General features: G+C 34.7%; 16 protein-coding genes, 1 tRNA gene and 5 pseudogenes. 17 read left to right on the top strand and 5 right to left on the bottom strand.

Annotated elements, in window-relative coordinates:
• Window positions 1-28 precede the first annotated feature (28 nt).
• Both dusB and ACICP1_RS04325 read right to left on the bottom strand, forming a co-directional pair.
• Window positions 29-979: pseudogene (gene dusB / locus ACICP1_RS04330) on the bottom strand (tRNA dihydrouridine synthase DusB).
• Between the two features lie 12 nt (window positions 980-991).
• The gene (locus tag ACICP1_RS04325) at window positions 992-2,479 is read right to left on the bottom strand and encodes a hypothetical protein (protein WP_395461147.1); all 1,488 of its coding nucleotides are present in this window, start codon (window positions 2,477-2,479) and stop codon (window positions 992-994) included.
• A gap of 127 nt (window positions 2,480-2,606) precedes the next feature.
• Between ACICP1_RS04325 and serS the strand changes: the two genes are divergently transcribed.
• Complete coding sequence (serS, locus tag ACICP1_RS04320; RefSeq protein ID WP_264377549.1) at window positions 2,607-3,887, top strand: serine--tRNA ligase; 1,281 nt, start codon at window positions 2,607-2,609, stop codon at window positions 3,885-3,887.
• Window positions 3,888-3,918: 31 nt separating this feature from the next.
• Window positions 3,919-5,190, top strand: a complete 1,272-nt coding sequence (gene purD, locus ACICP1_RS04315) for a phosphoribosylamine--glycine ligase (RefSeq protein WP_265014690.1) — start codon at window positions 3,919-3,921, stop codon at window positions 5,188-5,190.
• A 323-nt stretch (window positions 5,191-5,513) separates the two neighbouring features.
• On the opposite strand, the gene ACICP1_RS04310 is transcribed toward purD, so the two are convergent.
• Window positions 5,514-6,053: an RDD family protein gene (locus ACICP1_RS04310; RefSeq protein WP_264374984.1), complete on the bottom strand. Its 540-nt coding sequence runs from the start codon at window positions 6,051-6,053 to the stop codon at window positions 5,514-5,516.
• Window positions 6,054-6,142: 89 nt separating this feature from the next.
• Here ACICP1_RS04310 and icd point away from each other — a divergent pair, with 89 nt between their 5' ends.
• From icd to rho, 10 genes and pseudogenes are all read left to right on the top strand, one after another.
• The gene (icd, locus tag ACICP1_RS04305) at window positions 6,143-7,570 is read left to right on the top strand and encodes an isocitrate dehydrogenase (RefSeq protein ID WP_395461146.1); all 1,428 of its coding nucleotides are present in this window, start codon (window positions 6,143-6,145) and stop codon (window positions 7,568-7,570) included.
• A 66-nt stretch (window positions 7,571-7,636) separates the two neighbouring features.
• Window positions 7,637-8,638 carry a molecular chaperone DnaJ gene (locus tag ACICP1_RS04300; RefSeq protein ID WP_395461145.1) on the top strand — a complete coding sequence of 334 codons (1,002 nt, stop codon included), beginning with the start codon at window positions 7,637-7,639 and terminating at the stop codon, window positions 8,636-8,638.
• Window positions 8,635-8,979, top strand: a complete 345-nt coding sequence (locus tag ACICP1_RS04295) for a hypothetical protein (protein WP_395461144.1) — start codon at window positions 8,635-8,637, stop codon at window positions 8,977-8,979. The genes ACICP1_RS04300 and ACICP1_RS04295 overlap by 4 nt, the downstream gene beginning before the upstream one ends.
• A 21-nt stretch (window positions 8,980-9,000) precedes the next feature.
• Window positions 9,001-9,594: an endonuclease III gene (gene nth / locus ACICP1_RS04290; protein ID WP_395461143.1), complete on the top strand. Its 594-nt coding sequence runs from the start codon at window positions 9,001-9,003 to the stop codon at window positions 9,592-9,594.
• Window positions 9,595-9,622: 28 nt separating this feature from the next.
• Window positions 9,623-9,985, top strand: coding sequence for a transposase (locus ACICP1_RS04285; protein ID WP_395461142.1), 363 nt, complete (start codon window positions 9,623-9,625; stop codon window positions 9,983-9,985).
• Window positions 9,986-10,000: 15 nt separating this feature from the next.
• Window positions 10,001-10,505: pseudogene (locus tag ACICP1_RS04280) on the top strand (IS630 family transposase).
• Window positions 10,506-10,509: 4 nt separating this feature from the next.
• Window positions 10,510-10,608, top strand: a pseudogene (locus ACICP1_RS04275) (endonuclease III); the annotation flags it as partial.
• Between the two features lie 270 nt (window positions 10,609-10,878).
• Window positions 10,879-10,993, top strand: a pseudogene (locus tag ACICP1_RS04270) (IS5/IS1182 family transposase); the annotation flags it as partial.
• A 114-nt stretch (window positions 10,994-11,107) separates the two neighbouring features.
• A complete protein-coding gene (locus tag ACICP1_RS04265; protein WP_064086031.1) occupies window positions 11,108-11,713 on the top strand; it encodes a cell cycle transcriptional regulator TrcR in 606 nt (201 codons plus the stop codon).
• Between the two features lie 194 nt (window positions 11,714-11,907).
• A complete protein-coding gene (gene rho / locus ACICP1_RS04260; RefSeq protein WP_264378026.1) occupies window positions 11,908-13,314 on the top strand; it encodes a transcription termination factor Rho in 1,407 nt (468 codons plus the stop codon).
• An 88-nt stretch (window positions 13,315-13,402) separates the two neighbouring features.
• Here rho and guaB read toward each other — a convergent pair whose 3' ends face one another.
• Window positions 13,403-14,890: an IMP dehydrogenase gene (gene guaB, locus ACICP1_RS04255; protein WP_010402276.1), complete on the bottom strand. Its 1,488-nt coding sequence runs from the start codon at window positions 14,888-14,890 to the stop codon at window positions 13,403-13,405.
• A 123-nt stretch (window positions 14,891-15,013) separates the two neighbouring features.
• On the bottom strand, window positions 15,014-15,808 hold the full coding sequence (gene rsmA / locus ACICP1_RS04250; protein ID WP_264374959.1) for a 16S rRNA (adenine(1518)-N(6)/adenine(1519)-N(6))-dimethyltransferase RsmA: 795 nt from the start codon (window positions 15,806-15,808) through the stop codon (window positions 15,014-15,016).
• A gap of 77 nt (window positions 15,809-15,885) precedes the next feature.
• On the opposite strand from rsmA, the gene ACICP1_RS04245 reads away from it, so the two are divergent.
• The 5 genes and pseudogenes from ACICP1_RS04245 to ACICP1_RS04225 form a co-directional block, all read left to right on the top strand.
• Window positions 15,886-15,958: transfer RNA gene (locus ACICP1_RS04245), tRNA-Thr, on the top strand.
• Between the two features lie 24 nt (window positions 15,959-15,982).
• Complete coding sequence (locus ACICP1_RS04240) at window positions 15,983-16,693, top strand: triosephosphate isomerase (protein WP_341815426.1); 711 nt, start codon at window positions 15,983-15,985, stop codon at window positions 16,691-16,693.
• Window positions 16,694-16,843: 150 nt separating this feature from the next.
• A complete protein-coding gene (gene murD / locus ACICP1_RS04235; RefSeq protein ID WP_395461141.1) occupies window positions 16,844-18,199 on the top strand; it encodes a UDP-N-acetylmuramoyl-L-alanine--D-glutamate ligase in 1,356 nt (451 codons plus the stop codon).
• An 18-nt stretch (window positions 18,200-18,217) separates the two neighbouring features.
• On the top strand, window positions 18,218-18,808 hold the full coding sequence (locus tag ACICP1_RS04230) for a COQ9 family protein (protein WP_395461140.1): 591 nt from the start codon (window positions 18,218-18,220) through the stop codon (window positions 18,806-18,808).
• Between the two features lie 339 nt (window positions 18,809-19,147).
• Window positions 19,148-19,597, top strand: a pseudogene (locus ACICP1_RS04225) (helix-turn-helix domain-containing protein); the annotation flags it as partial.
• Window positions 19,598-19,648 lie beyond the last annotated feature (51 nt).

Here is a 19,648-nt window from a genome sequence, read left to right as displayed (position 1 = left end):
CTAATGAGGTAGTATGTTTAATCTGTTTTTAACTAAAAAAATCAATTATATTTTCTTTCACCTCTGTGCTGTCTATTATGTTATTTACTCTTACACGAAATTCAGATGAGTTTTAAAGCCCGCTACTGTACCATCCTATATGTTTGCGGGCCATCTTTATTCCTGTATCGCTTCCATAGTACTCAAGAATACTGTCATAATGCTTGAGTATTATGCTTAATCTCTCTGAGGCTGTTGGCTCAGAAACTTTATTTCCACTCAAAAAGTTTATTGCTTGATTAATCAGCCAAGGTTTGCCGTAAGCACCACGACCTATCATTACTCCATCTGCCCCAGATTCTTTAAGTGCACTTTGAACATCATTCAAACTCTTAATATCTCCATTTACTATAACTGGAATTTTTACCTGCTCTTTAACATTTCTAACGAATTTCCAATCTGCTTGACCATTATAAAGCTGTGCCCTTGTCCTTCCATGTACAGTAATCATCTTTGCTCCCAAATCTTCTGCAATTTTTGCCAAGCGCGGAGCATTACGATTTTCGTCATTCCATCCAGTACGCATTTTTACTGTAACTGGCACACTCACTGCCTTGACTACAGCTTCTATTATCTCAGCAGCCTTTTTTTCATCACGCATAAGTGCTGATCCTGCGTAACCGTTTACAACTTTTTTAACTGGACAACCAAAATTTATATCTATGATTTTCGCACCCATGTCCTCATTTAACTTTGCAGCTTCCGCCATAACATCAGGCTCACAACCAGCAAGTTGTACAGCGGTTAGTTCATCGACTTTTGCTTTTTGCATGCTCTGGCGAGTTTGCATGATCATAGCTCTGCTTGCAATCATTTCTGAGACTAGCAAACTTGCACCAAGTTTCTTTACAATACTCCTAAATGGATAGTCAGTCACTCCAGACATTGGCGCTAAAATAACTGGAGAATCAATCGTCAAACTTCCTATTTGTAGGGACATAGATTTTATAGATTAATTACTTAAGCCCAAACGTCTTGCACACGTTGTAGTAACATTTTGAATAATCGAACTTATGGTAGATTGTGCCTCCTCTTTCTTACTATCTTCAGAAATGAGCTGCTGTATAGTATCATGTAAAATTCCACCTTCAGCAATGGATTCTTTCCACTCTTCATCCTCCATAAGTGCTTTTGCGAACTCTCTTCTCTTCTCGTGCAATTGTCCTGGCCTAGGCTTGTACTTTGATAACTCTCTGTCAATTTCATCAAATGATTTATCCTCGTTGAGCATTTCCGTAATCCTATGAGCATTTTCTAAAGCAAATACTCCACAATTACAGCCATCTTTTTGCTGATCAACCGCAGAACTCTTTATGCTATCATTTCCTATCTCTAAGGTTTCCTGCAATATGCCCACTATATAACTAGTATCAATTGGCTTACTAACTAACTTATTTCTATATTCTCTTGCATGACCTAATGTTTTTTCAACATCATCTTTTTTTTCTTTAAGGCTAGCATTATCTGGATTATTTTCTCTTTTCCGTATTAAACTTCCCACCTCATTATTTAAGGGTACTAGACACTTCTCAGCAATCTCATTAGCAAGACTTATATCGTCTTTTACCTTTCCTTCAACCTCATTTGGTAATTTATTACCAAATGAGTCACAATAATAAGCTCTAAATTGTCTGTTACCATTACATGTGACTATCAGTGTTACCCAGTGATTTCCTCCTAAATTAATAATCGAGGCAAAGATTTTTTTTGTGTTCCCTTGTTCTATTTTATACTCTTTCAGTTTTGAGTTTAAAGTACTCACATCACCAGGAATACAAAAAACTACATTGCCACTTGAATTTTCTGAATAGTTATATACAGCTCTTGCAATATGAGAAATATCATGTTCTTGTAGCCAGTAATAGTAATTTTCTCTATTTGTCTGATGCATAAGAGTTTGTAAATTTTCATGAAACTCTTTGCCACCCAAACCACTATCTCCTGAAGCATTAGAATTTCTACGACTATTGTTACTTGAGGCAGGTTCACTTCCTGGTACAATACCACTATCTGTAGATGGAGAATAGGAATTTCTACGTACCCTCTGATCCGAATCATTTGTTTGTCTTGATATAGTATCTAGTCCACTATCCAGTGATTTACTTCTTGTGAATTTTTGCTCTTTTGGACTCTTTTCTTCCTTTACAGTTCCTTTTTCATCAACATAACCTTTTACCAAGTAAAATAAAGGTTCAATAACCATCTTGTATGTCGCTGCAAGCACTATTCCCATTAAGATCCAAGCTATAGGGTTGGAGATGAGCATAGCAAGTGGTAAGGTTAAGAGGAAAGACCCCACTATCAGTCCCAAACAGCCGATAGTAACTGTAGCTGCTAAGTATATACCAAGCGCATAAATGGCAAATCTTCCACCAGCTTTAAGTTTGGTGAAGTGAGTACTCTCTTTAAATTCATCGTATTTTTCTATGACGCCTAACATATTATATTTTACGTTTATTAATTCTAGCAAATTATGAAGGTAAAATCAATATTAGCATTTATATGTAAAAATATTGAGCATTCAAAGCTTTTGAAGTAGAGTAATGATGTTAGTAATAGCACAACATATGCATGATATAGAACATATACGCAAAAACCCTAAAGGATTTGAAAAAGCAATAAAAAGCAGAGGGGTGAAAGAATTTACTGCAAAAGAAATATTAGAGATTGACCATAAAAAAAGATCACTGACTACTAAATTGCAAGCTTTAAATAAGCAACGAAACGAGGTCACGGAAGAAATAAAGAGGCTTAAAATGAACAAAAGCCCATGTGAAGAACAAGTAAAGTTATCAAAAAGCATCACAAGTGAGATAGAGACAATCAGCCTCAAGGAGCAAACAGAAAAAAATAAGTTAGTGAATGTTTTATCTAACTTGCCGAATATTCCTGCGCAAGATGTACCAATAGGTGAAGATGAGAGCTCCAACGTAGAAATCAGAAAATATGGAGAAAAAAGGCAATTTAGTTTTATGCCAAAATTTCATTATGAACTCGGAGAAAGGTTAGGCTTGATGGATTTTGAACAAGCAGCAAAAATTTCTGGATCAAGGTTTACAATACTAAAAGGACAGTTAGCTAAGCTTGGACGAGCATTAATAAATTTTATGCTGGAAACACATGTTAATGAATTTGGTTATACTGAAGTGCATCATCCAGTTTTAGTAAAGGATAGGGCGATGTATAATGTTGGTCAACTACCAAAATTTTTTGATGATTCATATTTAACTACCGATAAATTAAGATTAATTCCCACAAGTGAAGTAGTTTTAACAAATTTAGTTGCTGACAAAATAATAGAAGAAAAAGAACTGCCTATTCGTTTTACTGCATATTCAGAATGTTTTCGTAAAGAAGCTGGTAGCGCAGGACGAGATACAAGAGGTATGATAAGGCAACACCAATTTGGTAAAGTGGAGTTGGTAAGCATCACAACTGAAGACCAGTCAAATGATGAGCTTGAACGCATGACAAATGCTGCTGAGGAAATATTAAAAAAATTAGAACTACCGTATAGAATAATGCTGCTTTGTAGTGGTGATATGGGCTTTGCTGCACAAAAGACTTATGATATAGAGGTATGGTTACCTGAGCAAAATAAGTACAGAGAAATATCAAGCTGCTCAAATTGCGGTACGTTCCAGGCAAGAAGAATGAACACTAAATACTTCTTAGAAACTGACAGAAAAACAAAAAAATACGTTCACACTTTAAACGGCTCAGCTTTAGCCATAGGAAGAACAATTGTTGCCATAATGGAGAATTATCAAAATTCCGATGGGTCAGTTACAATACCAAACGTGTTGCAAAGATACATGAGTAATGATACTGTTATAAGCAAACAATAATTTTGACATATAGAAAAGCGAGGAAATAAAGATGAAGGTTCTGGTTATAGGTTCTGGTGGGCGTGAGCATGCTTTACTTTGGGCTTTAAAGAAGTCTCCTACCTTGACTAAGTTATATGTTACTCCTGGTCGCCCGGCCATGGAAAATTTTGGAGTTCTTGTGAATATAAATATTCAAGATTCAGTGGATGTTACACAATTTTGCAAGAAAGAAAATATAGAGCTAGTGATTATTGGTCCAGAGCAGCCGATAATTAATGGGCTTGCTGATGATTTAACTGCGGAGGGGATAAACGTTTTTGCTCCAAGTCAAGCAGCTGCAAAACTTGAGGCATCAAAGTCTTTTACGAAGGAACTATGTAAACAATATGGTATACCGACCGCCAAATATGAACGTTTTATTGATGAAAGGTTAGCTAAAAATTTTGTCCGTAGTAATAAAATAAAATTGCCGCTTGTAATTAAAGCAAATGGAATTGCAGCAGGGAAAGGTGTCATAATATGCCACACAGAAAATGAGGCTTTTTCAGCAATAGATTCAATGCTAGTGGAGAAAAATCTTGGTGAGTCAGGTGAAGAAATAATCATAGAAGAGTTTTTAATTGGAGAGGAAGTAAGTTTTTTTGCTCTTATTGATGGGTTGAAAGTAGTAACCTTTGGTTGTGCAAGAGATTATAAGAAAGTTGATGAAAATAACGAGGGCCAAAATACTGGAGGCATGGGGTCATACTCATCACCTTCGATTATAAGTAAGGAGATGGAGCAAAAAATTATCCAAAAAATAATATATCCTACAATTCAAGCACTGACTAACATGGGAACATCCTATAAAGGCGTACTCTTTGCTGGTTTAATGATTTGCAAAGATAGTCCAAAGCTTCTTGAGTATAATGTTAGGTTTGGGGATCCGGAAATACAATCTATTTTACCTAGACTTGATCCAAATTGTGATTTGTTAAAGTTGATGTTGTCAGTTGCAGAAGGCAAGTTAAATACAAAAATGGTGGAGTTTAATCACAAAACTACAGTTTGTGTAGTTGTTGCAAGTAAAGGCTATCCTGGTGATTATCAAAAAGGAGAGGTAATTAAAGGATTGGATAAAATTGAAAACATTCCTGGTGTGCTAGTTTTTCATGCTGGTACTAAGTTGGATGAAAGTGGTAATTGGATTTCCGATGGCGGAAGAGTGCTAAATATAGTAGGAGAAGGAAACACTGTGGAAGAAGCTAAAAGTAAAGTGTACTCAGCGTTAAATTTTCTAGAATGGTCAGGTGGGTTCTTCAGGTATGATATTGGTAGTTAATTTAGCTCATGCAGAAACAAAAAAAGTCACTTTGTAAGCAGTAAACTAAAGAAAAACATGATATCTGTTCAGATTCATGTGAAACCAGTGCTTCTTTTCTTGTCATGAAAGTAGCTGACACTGGGATCCAGGTTGATGAAAGCACACTAGCATAGAAAGTGGTTACAACGTTTTCGATGAGATTATATGGAAAACTGGATTCCAGTGTCAAGCACTGGAATGACACCCTCTATTATGCAAATTACCTGCTAATTGCAATGTTCGTACAGATGTGGGTCACGCGCTGGAATAACACCCTTGGTGGTAACAACTAAAGAAAAATATCAACTAGGTTTATAGTCTATTACTACTGTTTTTGCAATTTTGTCGTGAAGAAATTGTTTACGCTGGTCAAGGATTGCAAATAATATGATTAAGATTGATACAACTATGAATAGACTAGAAATATTGAATAGTGTGTAGCAGATTATAAAATATAATACTCCAAAAACTGCTGTTCTGCTTATTGCTTGTATTAGAGTGATTTTTTCAAGTGTATTTTCGTCTTTTACACGCATGCGAAGTAACAATTGTCCTGGAGTACCACCAAATTCTATTATCGTAAATACATAAAATATTAATTCCAATATCAACCCTATTACTTGTATAGCTACTGCTTTATCTAAAAACATTTCAGTTACATTGAGTGATAGAGAATATGCCAAAGTAAATCCAATGATAAATCCGATAACAAACCCCATTCCCTGTACTAAAATATAATCGATTGCAAATGCAAAAATACGTCTTGTAATCCCTGCATAACTTATTTTAGTATCCATACACTTTCCATATTTTGCAATGCTATAACCAGCATAAAAGTTCATTATTAAATAACCGTAAATATGCTATTTTAGCAACATTGACCCACTTTATTATTTGAATTAACATTAAATCATTTACAGTTAAGGAAGTTATGTCAACATCAGTCACAGTTGCGTATGGTGATGGTATCGGACCAGAAATTATGGAAGCGGTGCTGTCGATATTGCGTGAAGCGAAAGCAGAGATCTCAATAGATATTATTGAAATAGGAGAGCGTGTTTATAGTAAGGAATGGTCTCATGGAATTTCTCCGAGTGGTTGGGAATCTATCGAAAGGACAAAGATATTACTCAAATCTCCAACAACAACCCCTCAAGGTAAAGGGCACAAAAGCTTAAACGTTGCGCTCAGAAAGAACTTAGGGCTGTATGCAAACATTAGACCATGCATTTCGTATCACCCTGTTATAGAAAATAAATTCGATAAATTTGATGTTGTTGTAATACGCGAAAATGAAGAGGACGTTTACACCGGAATAGAGCATAGGCTCACTGGTGACTCGTACCAATGCACTAAAATTATTACTAGATCTGGCTCAGAAAAAATATGCAGGTACGCTTTTGAATATGCGAAAAAACATAACAGAAAGAAAGTAACTTGCCTGACTAAAGACAACATAATGAAAATGACTGACGGCGCTTTTCATGCAGCGTTTGATCGTATTGCAAAAGAATATCCGGATATAAAGGCGGAACATTATATAGTTGATATTGGAATGGCACGTGTTGCCACAGAACCCGAGAATTTCGATGTTATAGTAACTGAAAATCTATATGGCGACATATTATCAGATATAGTGGCACAAACCTCAGGTTCTGTAGGGCTTGCAGGAAGTAGCAATATAGGTAATGAATATGCAATGTTTGAAGCGGTTCACGGCTCTGCTCCTGATATTGCAGGAAAAAACATAGCTAATCCTTCTGGTCTTTTAAATGCTGCAGTGCATATGTTGGTCTATATCGGTCAAGTGAGTACTGCAAAACTAATCTATGATGCATGGCTCAAGACTTTGGAAGATGGAGTACATACCGCTGATTTATATAAGGAGAAAAAGAGTAAACAAAAGGTTGGAACAAAAGAATTTGCAAAAGCTGTTATAGATAATCTAGGGAAAAAACCCACAACGTTATCTGAGCTTATAATTAGCAGTGATTCGGATAGTAAAATAAATAAAGTACAAGACAATTACGAACAAGATTACAAAGTTAAAAAGCTAGTGGGTAGTGATATAACGCTTGCCTGGGACAAATCCAACAATTTTGATCAAATAGTAGGATTATTAGAATCGAGTAATCTGCAGATGATAGCAATATACTCAAAGGGTCTTGCAGTTTGGCCAGGAAGTTCAAAATCTTTAAGTGACCAAATAACCTGCAGGTTTATCGCAAATAATGAAAAGCAAGCTATTACAAATATTGATGTGAATAACTTGCTAATCAAACTTGAAGAAAATAGCTTTGACGTGGTGAGAATGGATAAATTGTATTTATATGATGGAAAAGAGGGTTTTTTCTCCTGATTATTGTTTAATGTTTTTGTGTTTGCGTAAAACACTAAATATGATATATTTATGTGAGGAATAGTAATGAGTCAACATTTTAAGTTAACTAATCAGGAGTTTCGTGATAATGCTAATCTGTTCGACATATTAGAAATAGAAGCTAAGCAAGTTGTAGACAAGAATTATGAAGAGCTTAGCGCAATTTTGAAGAAGCAGCATAAGAAGTTAATTCTTGTAAACCATCCTGACAAGGGTGGAGATAAAAATAGATTTAATCAAATTTGTAAAGCTCATCAAGAGCTAAAAAAATACATTGAACCTTTAAAATCAGGAAATCCTTGTGTCAAAGTTAGTGTTGATGCTGAAAGTGATGGGCATTTAACAGCGCGTGAATTCCATTATAGGAAGAAACTATTTGAAAAATTAAATATCACTGAAGAGGAAGTGATAGGAAAGAATTTTGTTGAGCTTGCTTCCATATTGAAAAAGAAAAATAGCTCACTAGAAGAAGACTTGAAACACAAAGATAGATTAATTTATAAGAGAAGTTCTTTGGCAAGAGGTGGCTCACTTTTCGATGATGAAGTCAAAAAGGTAAGAAATGAGCTCGATAAGCACTTATTGAATCCTAACATGCAACTGTTTAGTTATATTTCTCCTTTAGAAAAGTGTAGGAGTCTAATAAGGGAAGACAAACAAGTACTAGCGCAAAAGTTTATAAAACGTAGAGACGATTTGCTATCTAGTATTTTTAAGGCTAAAGTATATACCTTACTTCTTTTAGCTCTTGCTGAAGCAAGTTATTGTTATTATTTCTTGCCTACTTGGTTAATTGCCAGTAATACCTTGATGTGTTTATGCTTGCCACTAGTAGCATTAAATTCTATTATGGTGCAGTTTTTGGCTTTGTTAACAGAACATTACGGAAAAAAATATAAAAACTATGAGATTTCTACTGACAAGTATGTAAGTAGAATGAATTGTATTTACTTATGCTATAGTCTTTGTGTTTTTTACCCTTTGCCTATCTTTTTTACTTCTTTAATGATAGAGGGTTTATTTCTAATAGTCTTTATGTTGATGTGACAATATTTGGTACTTTGTCATTGTTAGCACTGCTAGCTACTGAGATATTTAGCCCTGCATTTTCAAAAGGTTGTGAAATATATGCCGAGAAGCACGCAAAAGATTTATTAGAGGAAGATCCAAGAGATAGAGTGCAAAAGGAGACTGATCTGTTAGGACGGTATGATCCACGAAGGCTATTAATGCCGATAATTATGCCTCTTGTTAGAAAGTGTTTTGCAGAAGTGGCAAGCGAATTTGCTGAAAGGAATTTTGATGAGGTAAAAACTGATATGTCTGATGTTAATACTGAAGGACTATCTAATCCTCAAGCAATTGAATTTGCACAGCAAACAGTATAGTATAAGCTTTTAGCTCTATGCATGGACTCAAAAAAAGTAGAATTAATATTTGAAAAATTTCAACAGTCAAATCCTGCGCCAAAAATAGAGCTAAATTATACCAATCATTTTACGTTATTAGTTGCAATAGTTCTGTCAGCGCGGACGACCGATATAAGTGTTAATAAAATTACAAAGGAGCTATTTAGTATCGCTGATACGCCAGAAAAAATGTTGAATCTTGGGCAAAGTGAGCTGAGAAAATGCATAAGCAGTATTGGTTTATATAATTCCAAAGCAAAAAATATAATCGGGCTCAGTAAAATATTGATTGAGAGGTACAATAGCAAAGTGCCTACTAATTTCGATGATTTGGTATCTTTACCAGGGGTTGGGAGAAAGAGCGCTAATGTGTTCTTAAATTCAGGGCTTGGTATTCCAACATTGGCAGTTGATACTCACGTTTTTAGAGTGAGCAATAGAGTTGGGCTTGTGAAAGAAAAAGATGTACTTAAAACAGAGCAGTCTCTTTTGAATGTAGTGCCAAAAAAATACCTACTTTATGCTCATCATTGGCTAGTTTTGCATGGTATAGCTAACCCAAGAAAGGTTTACCTGCATTGCGAAATGGGTTAGAATGGAATAATAAATAATTAGAAGGAAAATGATGCCAAGTCCATATAGTGAGGATCTGAGAGACCGTGTTCTCAAAGCAGTAAGTGAAAAAACAATGACAATAAAAAAAATTAGTCAAGTATTTAAAGTAAGCATAAAAACGATATATTTGTGGAGGAAAAGGAAAGAAGAAACAGGAAGCATAAAACCATATTCAGGTTATCAAAAAGGATATGGTCATAAGATTAAAGACATAGATAGATTTACCAAATTTCTAAATGAGAATCCGGATATTACAATTGAAAAGATAATAGAAGCATTTGGTAATATGTGCAAAAACACAGTATACAATTACCTTAACAAAGTAAACTATACATATAAAAAAAACTTTTCTCTATCAGGAAAGGGATGAAGAAAAAAGAGGAGAATTCATAAAAAAAGTAGCAGAAATAAACGAGGAAAGTTTGTATTTATAGATGAGTCAGGCATAGAAGATAACGAATTTTATGCATATGGGTGGTCTCTAAAAGGCAAAAGGTTATTTGCTGATAAACCAGGATTTAAAAGAAAAAGAGTAAGCATAATTGGAGCACTAAATGAAGGAAAAGTTCTGGGTAATTGAAGGCTACTGCAACAGCGAGATTTTTGATGCTTATGTAGAAAATATACTTGTTCCTATATTAAAACCTGGACAAACTGTCATTCTCGATAATGCAAGCTTTCATAAATCTGCAAGAACGAAAAATTTGATAGAAAATGTTGGGTGTAAAATTTTGTTCTTGCCCCCATACTCGCCGGATTTAAATCCAATTGAGAAATTCTGGTTTGCCATCAAACATTCGATAAGGAAAGCTCTACAAACCTTTTGGCCAGATATTAGTTCTGCCATTGATTCCGTTTTTCAGTATTCAGGTAAATCTTTCTTGGGTTAGCTATAGATATGTTTGCAAAGCGCAAAAACCTTCGTGTGAAACATGCATAATTCATGATTTATGTGAGTTTGAATGCAAGAGGTTAGTATCTCTTCTTTTTTAATTCAAGTAGCTCACAGAGGTGAAAAAGATTACTTTACATATTTTCCTTATCATAAGACTGAAGGTATTTTATTATCTTCAATCTGTGCAGATTAAACGACAAAAGTATTATACAGTTGGCGTCTTATTTTTAATTTTTTGCACTATGTGCACCTTATGTCTTCACAATATTTCTAGGTTTTACCTACATAAGCTGAAACGAGCTTATAAAACGTTTAAGACAGTATAGAACGCCAATTTTCAGGATTAGAGAGTAACAACTAGCTAACGTGAGAGATCTTTTGCCTGGTTGGAAAAATGTAGGCGACTTTGGAAAAATTGCGAGCGTAAACTTAATACTAGCCTACAAATTTGCTTTTACTTCTTTCCTCCTCAAAAGATTATGAACAGGTTCTAAGAGATAAGAAATATAAACCAAAAAGCCATTGGATGACAAAGTTAATGCTTTTTTAGTTTTAATGGTTTATATTTTATTTCTATAACAGTAAAGGAATATTAAAATGGGAGATGTTTTTTCGATGTCAATGGAATCTTCTAAAGACAATAAAGATAGAAATGAACAATTTCTCATGCAAGTAGCTGCTTGGTTGGTTGATAACACTAGCTTAACTTTTGATCAAATAGCACAATGTTGCAAGTTATCCCTTGAAAAAGTACAAGACATAGCTGATGAGGAAATAGAAGTTGAAAAGTATGACCCTATTATTTCTGAAATAATTACTGAAAAAGAAATCGATAATTGCAAAAAAAATCCAAATCGTGTACCAAATTTGATTATAAAAAATATGAAAAAAAGGGCAAAGACGATTAGCTTTCTTGCCTTTGCTTCCACAGCAAGGCGTAGAGATAAACCTAATGCGATTTATTATTTGGTAAAAAAATTTCCTATCTTGAACAATAATGTGATAGCTAAGCTAGTTAGTACAACAAATTACACAGTTGAGCAGGTAAGAGATGGATCTCATCATAACATACTCAATATCAAACCTCAAGATCCTGTACTACTTGGTTTATGTAGCCAGGAAAATTTAGAAGCGGAAGTAGAAAAAGCGAAAGTAGAAGAAGAGAAGAAACAAAGATTAAAAAATATAAATAATAGCTATTGATGATTCTCAAATTCTTGTACTTTGTTAATATTAAATTGACTTGACTTGTTAGTTTTTATCAGTATAATGTAAGTAAAGTATCTAGTTTAATAATAATTAAGTCTAAATACGCACTAAAAACTAGCTCAGCCTAATTTATTGTTTTATACTCACATTTTAGGTTAGTAAGCATCAATTAAAATTTTTGGAGGATTATGACAACAATCAATGAAGATGTCTTAGCAAAAGGAGAGGTTGTAGGTCAACCTGAAAAAAGCGAACAAATTCATAATGCTGACGCAGTAAAACAAATGACCAGTGAAGGTGCTGAAAAAAACAAGAAAACGTTGGACCTGAGCGAATTGAAAGAGAAAACAGCAGAAGAATTGTTAGAGCTAGCTGAAGAAAGAAAAATTTCAACTAGTGGTAAAGGCAATGGCAGGATGCTAAAACAGGAAATGATATTCAGTTTAATGAAGAAAATGAGTGAAGAAGGAGGCATAACCACAGGAAGTGGAGTAGTGGAAATATTGCCTGATGGTTTTGGTTTCTTACGTTCATCAAGTGCAAATTATGCTCCAAGTACCGATGATGTTTATATTTCCAATGGCCAAATAAAGAAGTTTAATTTACGTACAGGAGATATGGCATGTGGAGAAATAAGGCCACCTGGTGATAAGGAAAGATATTTTACTTTAACTAAGGTTCACAGTATAAACTCTACTGAAATCAGTGAATTAAGAAAGTACGTACATTTTGATAATTTGCTTCCACTTTATCCTGAAAAAAGCCTCATCCTTGAAAACAATAGTAGCGGAGATAATAAAAAAGATATAAACATGCGTGCTGTAGATATAGTTACACCTCTTGGAAAAGGACAAAGAGCATTGATAGTTGCTCCACCTCGTACAGGAAAAACGATATTGCTTCAGCAAATGGCTCACTCTATAGCTACAAATCATCCTGAAATAGAACTAATAGTATTACTTATAGATGAAAGACCCGAAGAGGTGACAGATATGATACGCTCTGTAAAGGGTGAAGTGGTAAGCTCTACATTTGATGAACCTGCCTACCGTCATGTCCAACTTGCTGAAATAGTAATAGAAAAAGCTAAAAGAATGGTTGAACACAAAAAAGATGTAGTGATTTTGCTTGATTCTATAACTCGTCTTGCACGTGCTTATAATGCAGTCATTCCTTCGTCTGGAAAGGTTCTAACCGGCGGTGTAGATTCAAATGCGCTGCAAAGACCAAAACGCTTTTTTGGAGCAGCTCGTAATATTGAAAATGGTGGTTCTTTGACAATCATCGCTACAGCCCTTATAGAAACTGGTTCAAAAATGGATGATGTTATTTTTGAAGAGTTTAAAGGCACAGGTAATGCTGAAATTATACTAGATAGAAAACTTGCTGATAAACGTATATTCCCTGCTATTGATATTACAAAATCCGGAACAAGGAAGGAAGAGCTATTAGTTGATAAGGCCATACTAAATAAAATATGGGTATTGCGTAGGATACTTAATCCTATGGGGTCTGTTGAAGCAATGGAGTTTTTACGTGACAAACTACTTTTAACAAAGAGCAATGCTGACTTTTTTAACTCCATGAATCACTAAAAGTAAGCCAATTCTGATGGAGCAAAAAAGCTATGTTTATACAATTGTGTACCAGTGTTGAAATGACACCCTCAAAAGGGGATTGTATTTACTCTGAATCAGATGATAAATTAGATGCTTGGTAAGCGTAATTTGGAGCTTCCTGTGTAATGATTATATCATGAGCATGACTTTCTCTTAACCCTGATGAAGTAATAGTGACAAATTTGCAGTTTTTTTTCATCTCTTCTATATTACGGTTGCCAGTGTAACCCATTGCAGCTTGCAACCCACCAATTAACTGACAGATCACTCCTGAAGCTGGACCTTTAAAAGGAACTCTTGCTTCTACTCCTTGTGGGACTAAATCAAGTTTTGAATCTTGAAAATAACGGCTAGCTGACCCTCGTTTCATTGCACTAATAGATCCCATTCCTCGATATTCCTTATATGCTCTACCCTTATACATGATAATCTCACCTGGGCTTTCCTCAGTACCAGCAAAGATTGAACCTATCATCACAGTATCAGCACCAGCTGCAATAGCTTTTGCAACATCTCCCGAATATTTTATTCCACCATCAGCAATTAGTCTGACGTTTTTTGCTCTACACACCTCTGCAACATTCTTGATTGCAGAGAATTGCGGCATACCAACACCTGTAACTATTCTGGTAGTACAAATTGATCCGGGCCCTATTCCAACCTTTACTGCATCAACACCAGCATCAATCAACGCTTCAGCAGCCTCCTTTGTTGTAATATTTCCGCCGATTAATTGCGTATTCGGATACATCTTTTTTATTTCCTTAATAGTGCTGATAACGTTCTCGGAATGACCGTGAGCGGTATCTACAATAACCACATCGACTTCCTCTCCGATCAAAGCTTCACATCTTTCTATACCATCTTTTTTACCAGTACCAATTGCAGCGGCAACTCTGAGTCGACCTTTACTGTCTTTACATGAATTTGGATATCTATTGTATTTTTCGATGTCTTTAACTGTGATTAGACCTATGCAACAAGAATTTTCATCAACAACCAAAAGCTTCTCTATTCTATTTGCATGCAACAATTTCATTGCTGAGGCGCTGTTTACTGCCTGCTCTCGAACTGTTACTAACTTATCTTTTGTCATTACCTCGGAAACTTTTATATTCATGTTCTGGTCTTCAATAAACCTCACATCTCGATTAGTTAAAATTCCCACTAACTTGCGTTGATCAACTACAGGAATGCCGGAATAATTATACTCTCTCATTAATGAAACTGCTTCTGCAACTGTTTTATCTGGGGAAATTGTAATTGGGTTATACACGATCCAGCTTTCATATTTTTTCACCCTTCTTACTTCTAACACTTGTTCATCTATTGATAAATTCTTATGTATGCAACCTATTCCACCATGTTGGGCAATAGCTATTGCAAAGCCTGATTCAGTGACAGTGTCCATTGCAGAGGATATGAGAGGGATATTTAGTTCTATATTATTTGTTAGATAAGTTCTTGTGTCTGCATCACGAGGCAATACATCAGAATAGGCCGGTAAGAGAAGTACATCGTCAAACGAATAACAAGCTTCCATTTTTTTCATATGCTTTATTTAAAGCTTATACGCCAATTAATGAAATTGCAATAGAGCTTTTGCAAAATTAGCCTGGCTCCAGCTATTTTTAGATCAAAATAGGATAGAAGAGGGATGTAGCTCCTAATATATTTATCGCAAAATTACATTATTTGCTAGCAAACAGAACTGCTCAATAGTTAAGCTTTCTGGACGTTCGTCTCCACTCAGTTTAGCATTCTCAAGAATAGTTGAGACATCACTAGTTATACTTTGCAAGCTATTTCTCAGCATCTTTCTTCTTTGAGCGAACACAGCACGTGTTAGCTTTGTTAAGGTTTCTAAATTTACTGCAAATCTTGGAGTGGGTAAAGGTTTTACTGTAATTACTGAAGAATATACTTTTGGTCTTGGAAAAAATTCCTTAGGTTCAATATCAAATTCCTTTTTTATGTCGCATAGTAACTGGCTTAGCACTGATAGGGAACCATAATCCTTAGAATTAGGTTCTGCTGTAATACGCTCTGCTACCTCCTTTTGGAACATTAACGTCAAATTCGTAAAAAATTTTATATTATTTAACCACTTTAAAAATAACGCTACTGAGATATTGTAAGGCAAGTTAGCAATGACTTTGACTGGACATTCTACCAGCTCTTTTTCTACAACATTAAGTGCATCTGCTTCTATAATTCTATATTTTCCCTGATGCTCATTTAGCAATTGTTCGTGATGTTTCACTAAACTACTATCTTTTTCTATAGAAAGTAGAAACTTTGGATTATACGCCAATATTTCCCTGGTTAACGCACCATATCCAGGACCAACTTCAATAACATTAAAATCTTTCAGGCTACCAGCTAAGGCAACTATTCTTTTTGTTATCTCATTCGATAAAATAAAATTTTGCCCTAGACTCTTTTTTGGCTTCAGTAAAAATTTTCTCATATAATCTTATTATGCAGTTTTTTAAAAATTAGTTGACGAAAATTCATCAATAATTGTATATTGTCAGTGTATTTAATGCCGGCTTAGCTCAATTGGTAGAGCAACTGACTTGTAATCAGTAGGTTGTCAGTTCAAGTCCGACAGCCGGCACTCTTATCCATACAAGTAAAGTTGATGTCCTTTTTAATAGTAGCAAATTGGAAAATGAATGGAACACGTTCTTCATTTGTTGACTTTATAGGCAAACTTAACAACAAGAGCAACGAAATTACCTCTAAATTAGTAATTTGCCCTCCTTTTACATCATTTCCAAGCAGTATAGAGTTGAACAATAATATTAAAATAGGAGGACAGAATTGCCATCATAAAGAGTTCGGTTCTTACACAGGTGAAATTAGTGCAGGAATGTTGAAGGAACTAGGATGTAGTTACGTAATACTTGGACATTCTGAAAGGGCTCATGAAAAAGATAGTGAAATAAAACTTAAATCGAAAACAGCAATAGAATCAGGATTACACCCAATCATCTGTGTAGGTGAAAACTCAGAAGATTATAAAAATAAAAAAACAAAAGAAGTAATAGAATATCAATGCAAAAACCGTTTGCCAACACAAGGTGAATATACCATAGCATACGAACCGATATGGGCAATAGGAACAGGAAATGTGCCAAATAATGACGCAATTGCTGAGGTGATAGAGATAATAAAATTGTGTACTGGTAAAAAACACATTATATATGGTGGCTCAGTCAGCTCAGAAAATATAGGAAACTTGCTCAGTATTCCAAATCTATTGGGAGTTTTAATTGGTAGTGCAAGCTTAGATTTTGATCACTTTTATCAAATTATACAACAAGTCGAGAAAAAACTTTCTCTTAATTAATTCTAAAGGATAAATACTCTTATTGTAATGGTAAGGGAGTTGGCAAAATGTGTCAAGGAGTTTTCTATTGGCTAAGGTTGTGACAATAAAGTTAAGCACTGCCAAAAACTATGGAAGAAGTCATTATAATTTGTATTATATCTTTATAAAATGGTTCGCATAAGTTATCTAGAAGTGCAACTAAACAAATACAAAAATCAAAGTGTTGCGGTTTTCGGCCTTGGTAAAACTGGTTTGTCCGTTATTAATGCTCTAACAAAAAGCAGTGCAAAAATATATGCATGGGATGATAATAAAGAGCAAATAGCAAATGCAAAAAAGATATATAAAGAGTGTAACTTTACTCATCCCAATGAGTATAATTGGCATGAGATAAGCACACTAATTTTGAGCCCTGGAGTGCCAATACCAACGCATTGGGTAGTAAAACTTGCAAGAAGCTTTGACTGCAAAATAAAATCAGACATTGAGCTATTTCTCGAAACTAAAACTACAAGCCAGAAGGTTGTAGGCATCACCGGAACAAATGGCAAATCAACCACCACGTCACTAATAGGGCACATATTAAAATCCACAGGGAAAAAAGTAGCTATTGGCGGGAATTTAGGTGTGCCTATTTTGGATTTAGAAAGAGATGCAGAAATTTATGTAATTGAATTCTCCTCTTTTCAATTGGAGCTAATAAATAAAATTAATGTAGACATTTCTGTATTGCTAAACATCACACCAGACCACATAGATAGACATGGAAGTATGAATAACTACATAGCAACTAAATTAAAACTGATAAACAGTAGCAAGATTGCCGTGATAGGATGTGATAACAAAATTACCGCTGATGTATTCAATAAATTCACTGGGAACAAAATTCCAATTTCAGCTTCGATGTCACCCTCTTTGTCATCCCAGTGCCTAGGCACTGGGAAACTAGAGAATCATAGCTTATCAGTAAGCGACGTGAAAATAAACCTAGTATCCAATGTAGAAAATATAGTAGCTGCACACGCTGTGTGCAAGTTACTTGGAGTAGATAGCAGCACTATTGTCAATGAAATCAAATCCTTTCCAGGGCTAAGACACAGAAATGAATTTCTTGGCAAAATACATAATGTACTTTTTATCAACGATAGCAAAGCAACCAATTCAGAATCGACCGAAAAGGCAATTTTATCTTATAAAAACATATATTGGATTGTTGGCGGAAAAAGCAAAAAAGGCGGAATAGAATCATTAAGCAAGCATTTCACCAAGATTAGAAAAGCTTTTCTTATTGGAGAATCAACTGAAGTTTTTGCAAACATTATGGAGAACAAAATAGATTATATGAAGTGCTATAATCTAGAAAACGCATTTAAACTGGCTTTTGAAGAGGCCATAAATAGCAAAGAAGAAGTAGCGATATTACTTTCTCCTGCATGTTCTTCTTTTGATCAGTGGAAAAATTTTGAAGAGCGCGGTGAAGCATTTTGCAGAATGTTTGAAAATCTCAGGTACAATTATATGTGATGTTTAGTATAATATTGTATGGAACAAAAGTTAATAGTAGATGAGCTGATTAAGGTTATTCCATTTGAAGGAATAAGTGATGCAACCTTATTGAAAGTGTGCATGAACCTTAACCTAGCCAATAGTTTTTGTAAATTTCAAAATGGAATATATAGTGCTTTGGAGTACATAGCAGAGGACTTAAATAGCTCAATGGAAACTGAACTTTGGAATTCCAATTTAGAAGATATGAAGGTAAGAGAGCGGATAAAGTTAGCTGTCCAAATACGCCTTTCAAACTATGCTAAGTTACAAAATTACAGAGAGTTTTTAAAAAACGTTTTATCATTCTCTATATTACCAAAAAATGCATACTTTTCTAGTAAACTCTTGTACAGAACTGTTAGCACGATTTGGTATGGCATTCATGATCAATCAACAGATTTTAACTACTATACAAAAAGAGCAATATTAGCTGGAGTGTACTTAAGTACGATACTTTTTTTTATCAATGATTATTCAGAAGATTTTGCAGATACCCTGTCGTTTCTTGACAAACGTATCAACAATGTCATGACATTTCAAAAGTTTAAAACCCGTTTGAATAGAATGGTAAGAAACTTCTTATAGCCTCTTTACTTATACGAGTTACTCGTATTTATACCTAAAGCTGCCTTGATTTTTATGTTAAGATAATTGAACATCCACTAACAGTGAGCTTAACAAAGAACTTGATTGAAAGCAATACATTAGAAAGTAGTTTTGCTGGAAACTTGAAGTAGACAGAATTGATACACATAAAGCTGATCCATGTACAAAAGTATCTGTTCAGATACACGACTAATGCTGTGTGATCCATAGAGGTTATTACAATAAGAATGTAAGATCAAATAGAAATTTGGATTTGCAGTAGTTTATAGACCTTATTACAATTGCAAAGGATAAATTAGTTAATCTAGGGTTAAACTACGTCTGAGTTGGATAAAACTATACAAAGAGTTGGGTCATGCAAGAAAGGTATGTCAGCATTATGGTGTTTCACGTTTTACCTTACGCAAATGGTACAAACGTTATGAAGAGTTAGGTGAAAAAGGATTAGTAGATCTCAGTAGTAAGCCTAAAACTTCACCTGTGCAAAAGATCAATGAATCAGATGAGCAGCTTATTCTTCATCTAAGACAAACTAGAAAGCTAGGGGCAAGGCGTATTCAAACCGAGTTAAGACGTCTATATGATTTATCCTTGTCATTGGCTACTATACACAAAATTTTCAAAAAACATGATGTAAGTCTTCTGCATGTTAAACGTCATTATCGCAAACAGGTCAAGCGTTATAACTGTAAAGTACCTGGAGAGCGTGTGCAGATGGATGTGTGCAAAATATCGTCAGGGCTTTATTCAGGAAATTGTGGACTTTAATATATCGGAATTTAGTAACTTCAATAAATTGTGATATATCTCTTACAGATT

It is taken from the genome of Wolbachia endosymbiont (group B) of Ablattaria laevigata, assembly GCF_964277395.1.
GTDB lineage: Bacteria > Pseudomonadota > Alphaproteobacteria > Rickettsiales > Anaplasmataceae > Wolbachia.
This window is presented reverse-complemented; position numbering and strand designations above follow the sequence as displayed.

Coding starts and splice junctions, on each gene's coding strand:
- ACICP1_RS04285 (WP_395461142.1), top strand. CDS start 9,623: ATGATGCCAAGTCCATATAGTGAGGATCTGAGAGACCGTGTTCTCAAA.
- ACICP1_RS04265 (WP_064086031.1), top strand. CDS start 11,108: ATGGGAGATGTTTTTTCGATGTCAATGGAATCTTCTAAAGACAATAAA.
- murD (WP_395461141.1), top strand. CDS start 16,844: ATGGTTCGCATAAGTTATCTAGAAGTGCAACTAAACAAATACAAAAAT.
- ACICP1_RS04240 (WP_341815426.1), top strand. CDS start 15,983: ATGTCCTTTTTAATAGTAGCAAATTGGAAAATGAATGGAACACGTTCT.
- ACICP1_RS04300 (WP_395461145.1), top strand. CDS start 7,637: ATGAGTCAACATTTTAAGTTAACTAATCAGGAGTTTCGTGATAATGCT.
- icd (WP_395461146.1), top strand. CDS start 6,143: ATGTCAACATCAGTCACAGTTGCGTATGGTGATGGTATCGGACCAGAA.
- guaB (WP_010402276.1), bottom strand. CDS start 14,890: ATGAAAAAAATGGAAGCTTGTTATTCGTTTGACGATGTACTTCTCTTA.
- ACICP1_RS04230 (WP_395461140.1), top strand. CDS start 18,218: ATGGAACAAAAGTTAATAGTAGATGAGCTGATTAAGGTTATTCCATTT.
- ACICP1_RS04310 (WP_264374984.1), bottom strand. CDS start 6,053: ATGAACTTTTATGCTGGTTATAGCATTGCAAAATATGGAAAGTGTATG.
- nth (WP_395461143.1), top strand. CDS start 9,001: ATGGACTCAAAAAAAGTAGAATTAATATTTGAAAAATTTCAACAGTCA.
- serS (WP_264377549.1), top strand. CDS start 2,607: ATGCATGATATAGAACATATACGCAAAAACCCTAAAGGATTTGAAAAA.
- ACICP1_RS04325 (WP_395461147.1), bottom strand. CDS start 2,479: ATGTTAGGCGTCATAGAAAAATACGATGAATTTAAAGAGAGTACTCAC.
- rho (WP_264378026.1), top strand. CDS start 11,908: ATGACAACAATCAATGAAGATGTCTTAGCAAAAGGAGAGGTTGTAGGT.
- rsmA (WP_264374959.1), bottom strand. CDS start 15,808: ATGAGAAAATTTTTACTGAAGCCAAAAAAGAGTCTAGGGCAAAATTTT.
- purD (WP_265014690.1), top strand. CDS start 3,919: ATGAAGGTTCTGGTTATAGGTTCTGGTGGGCGTGAGCATGCTTTACTT.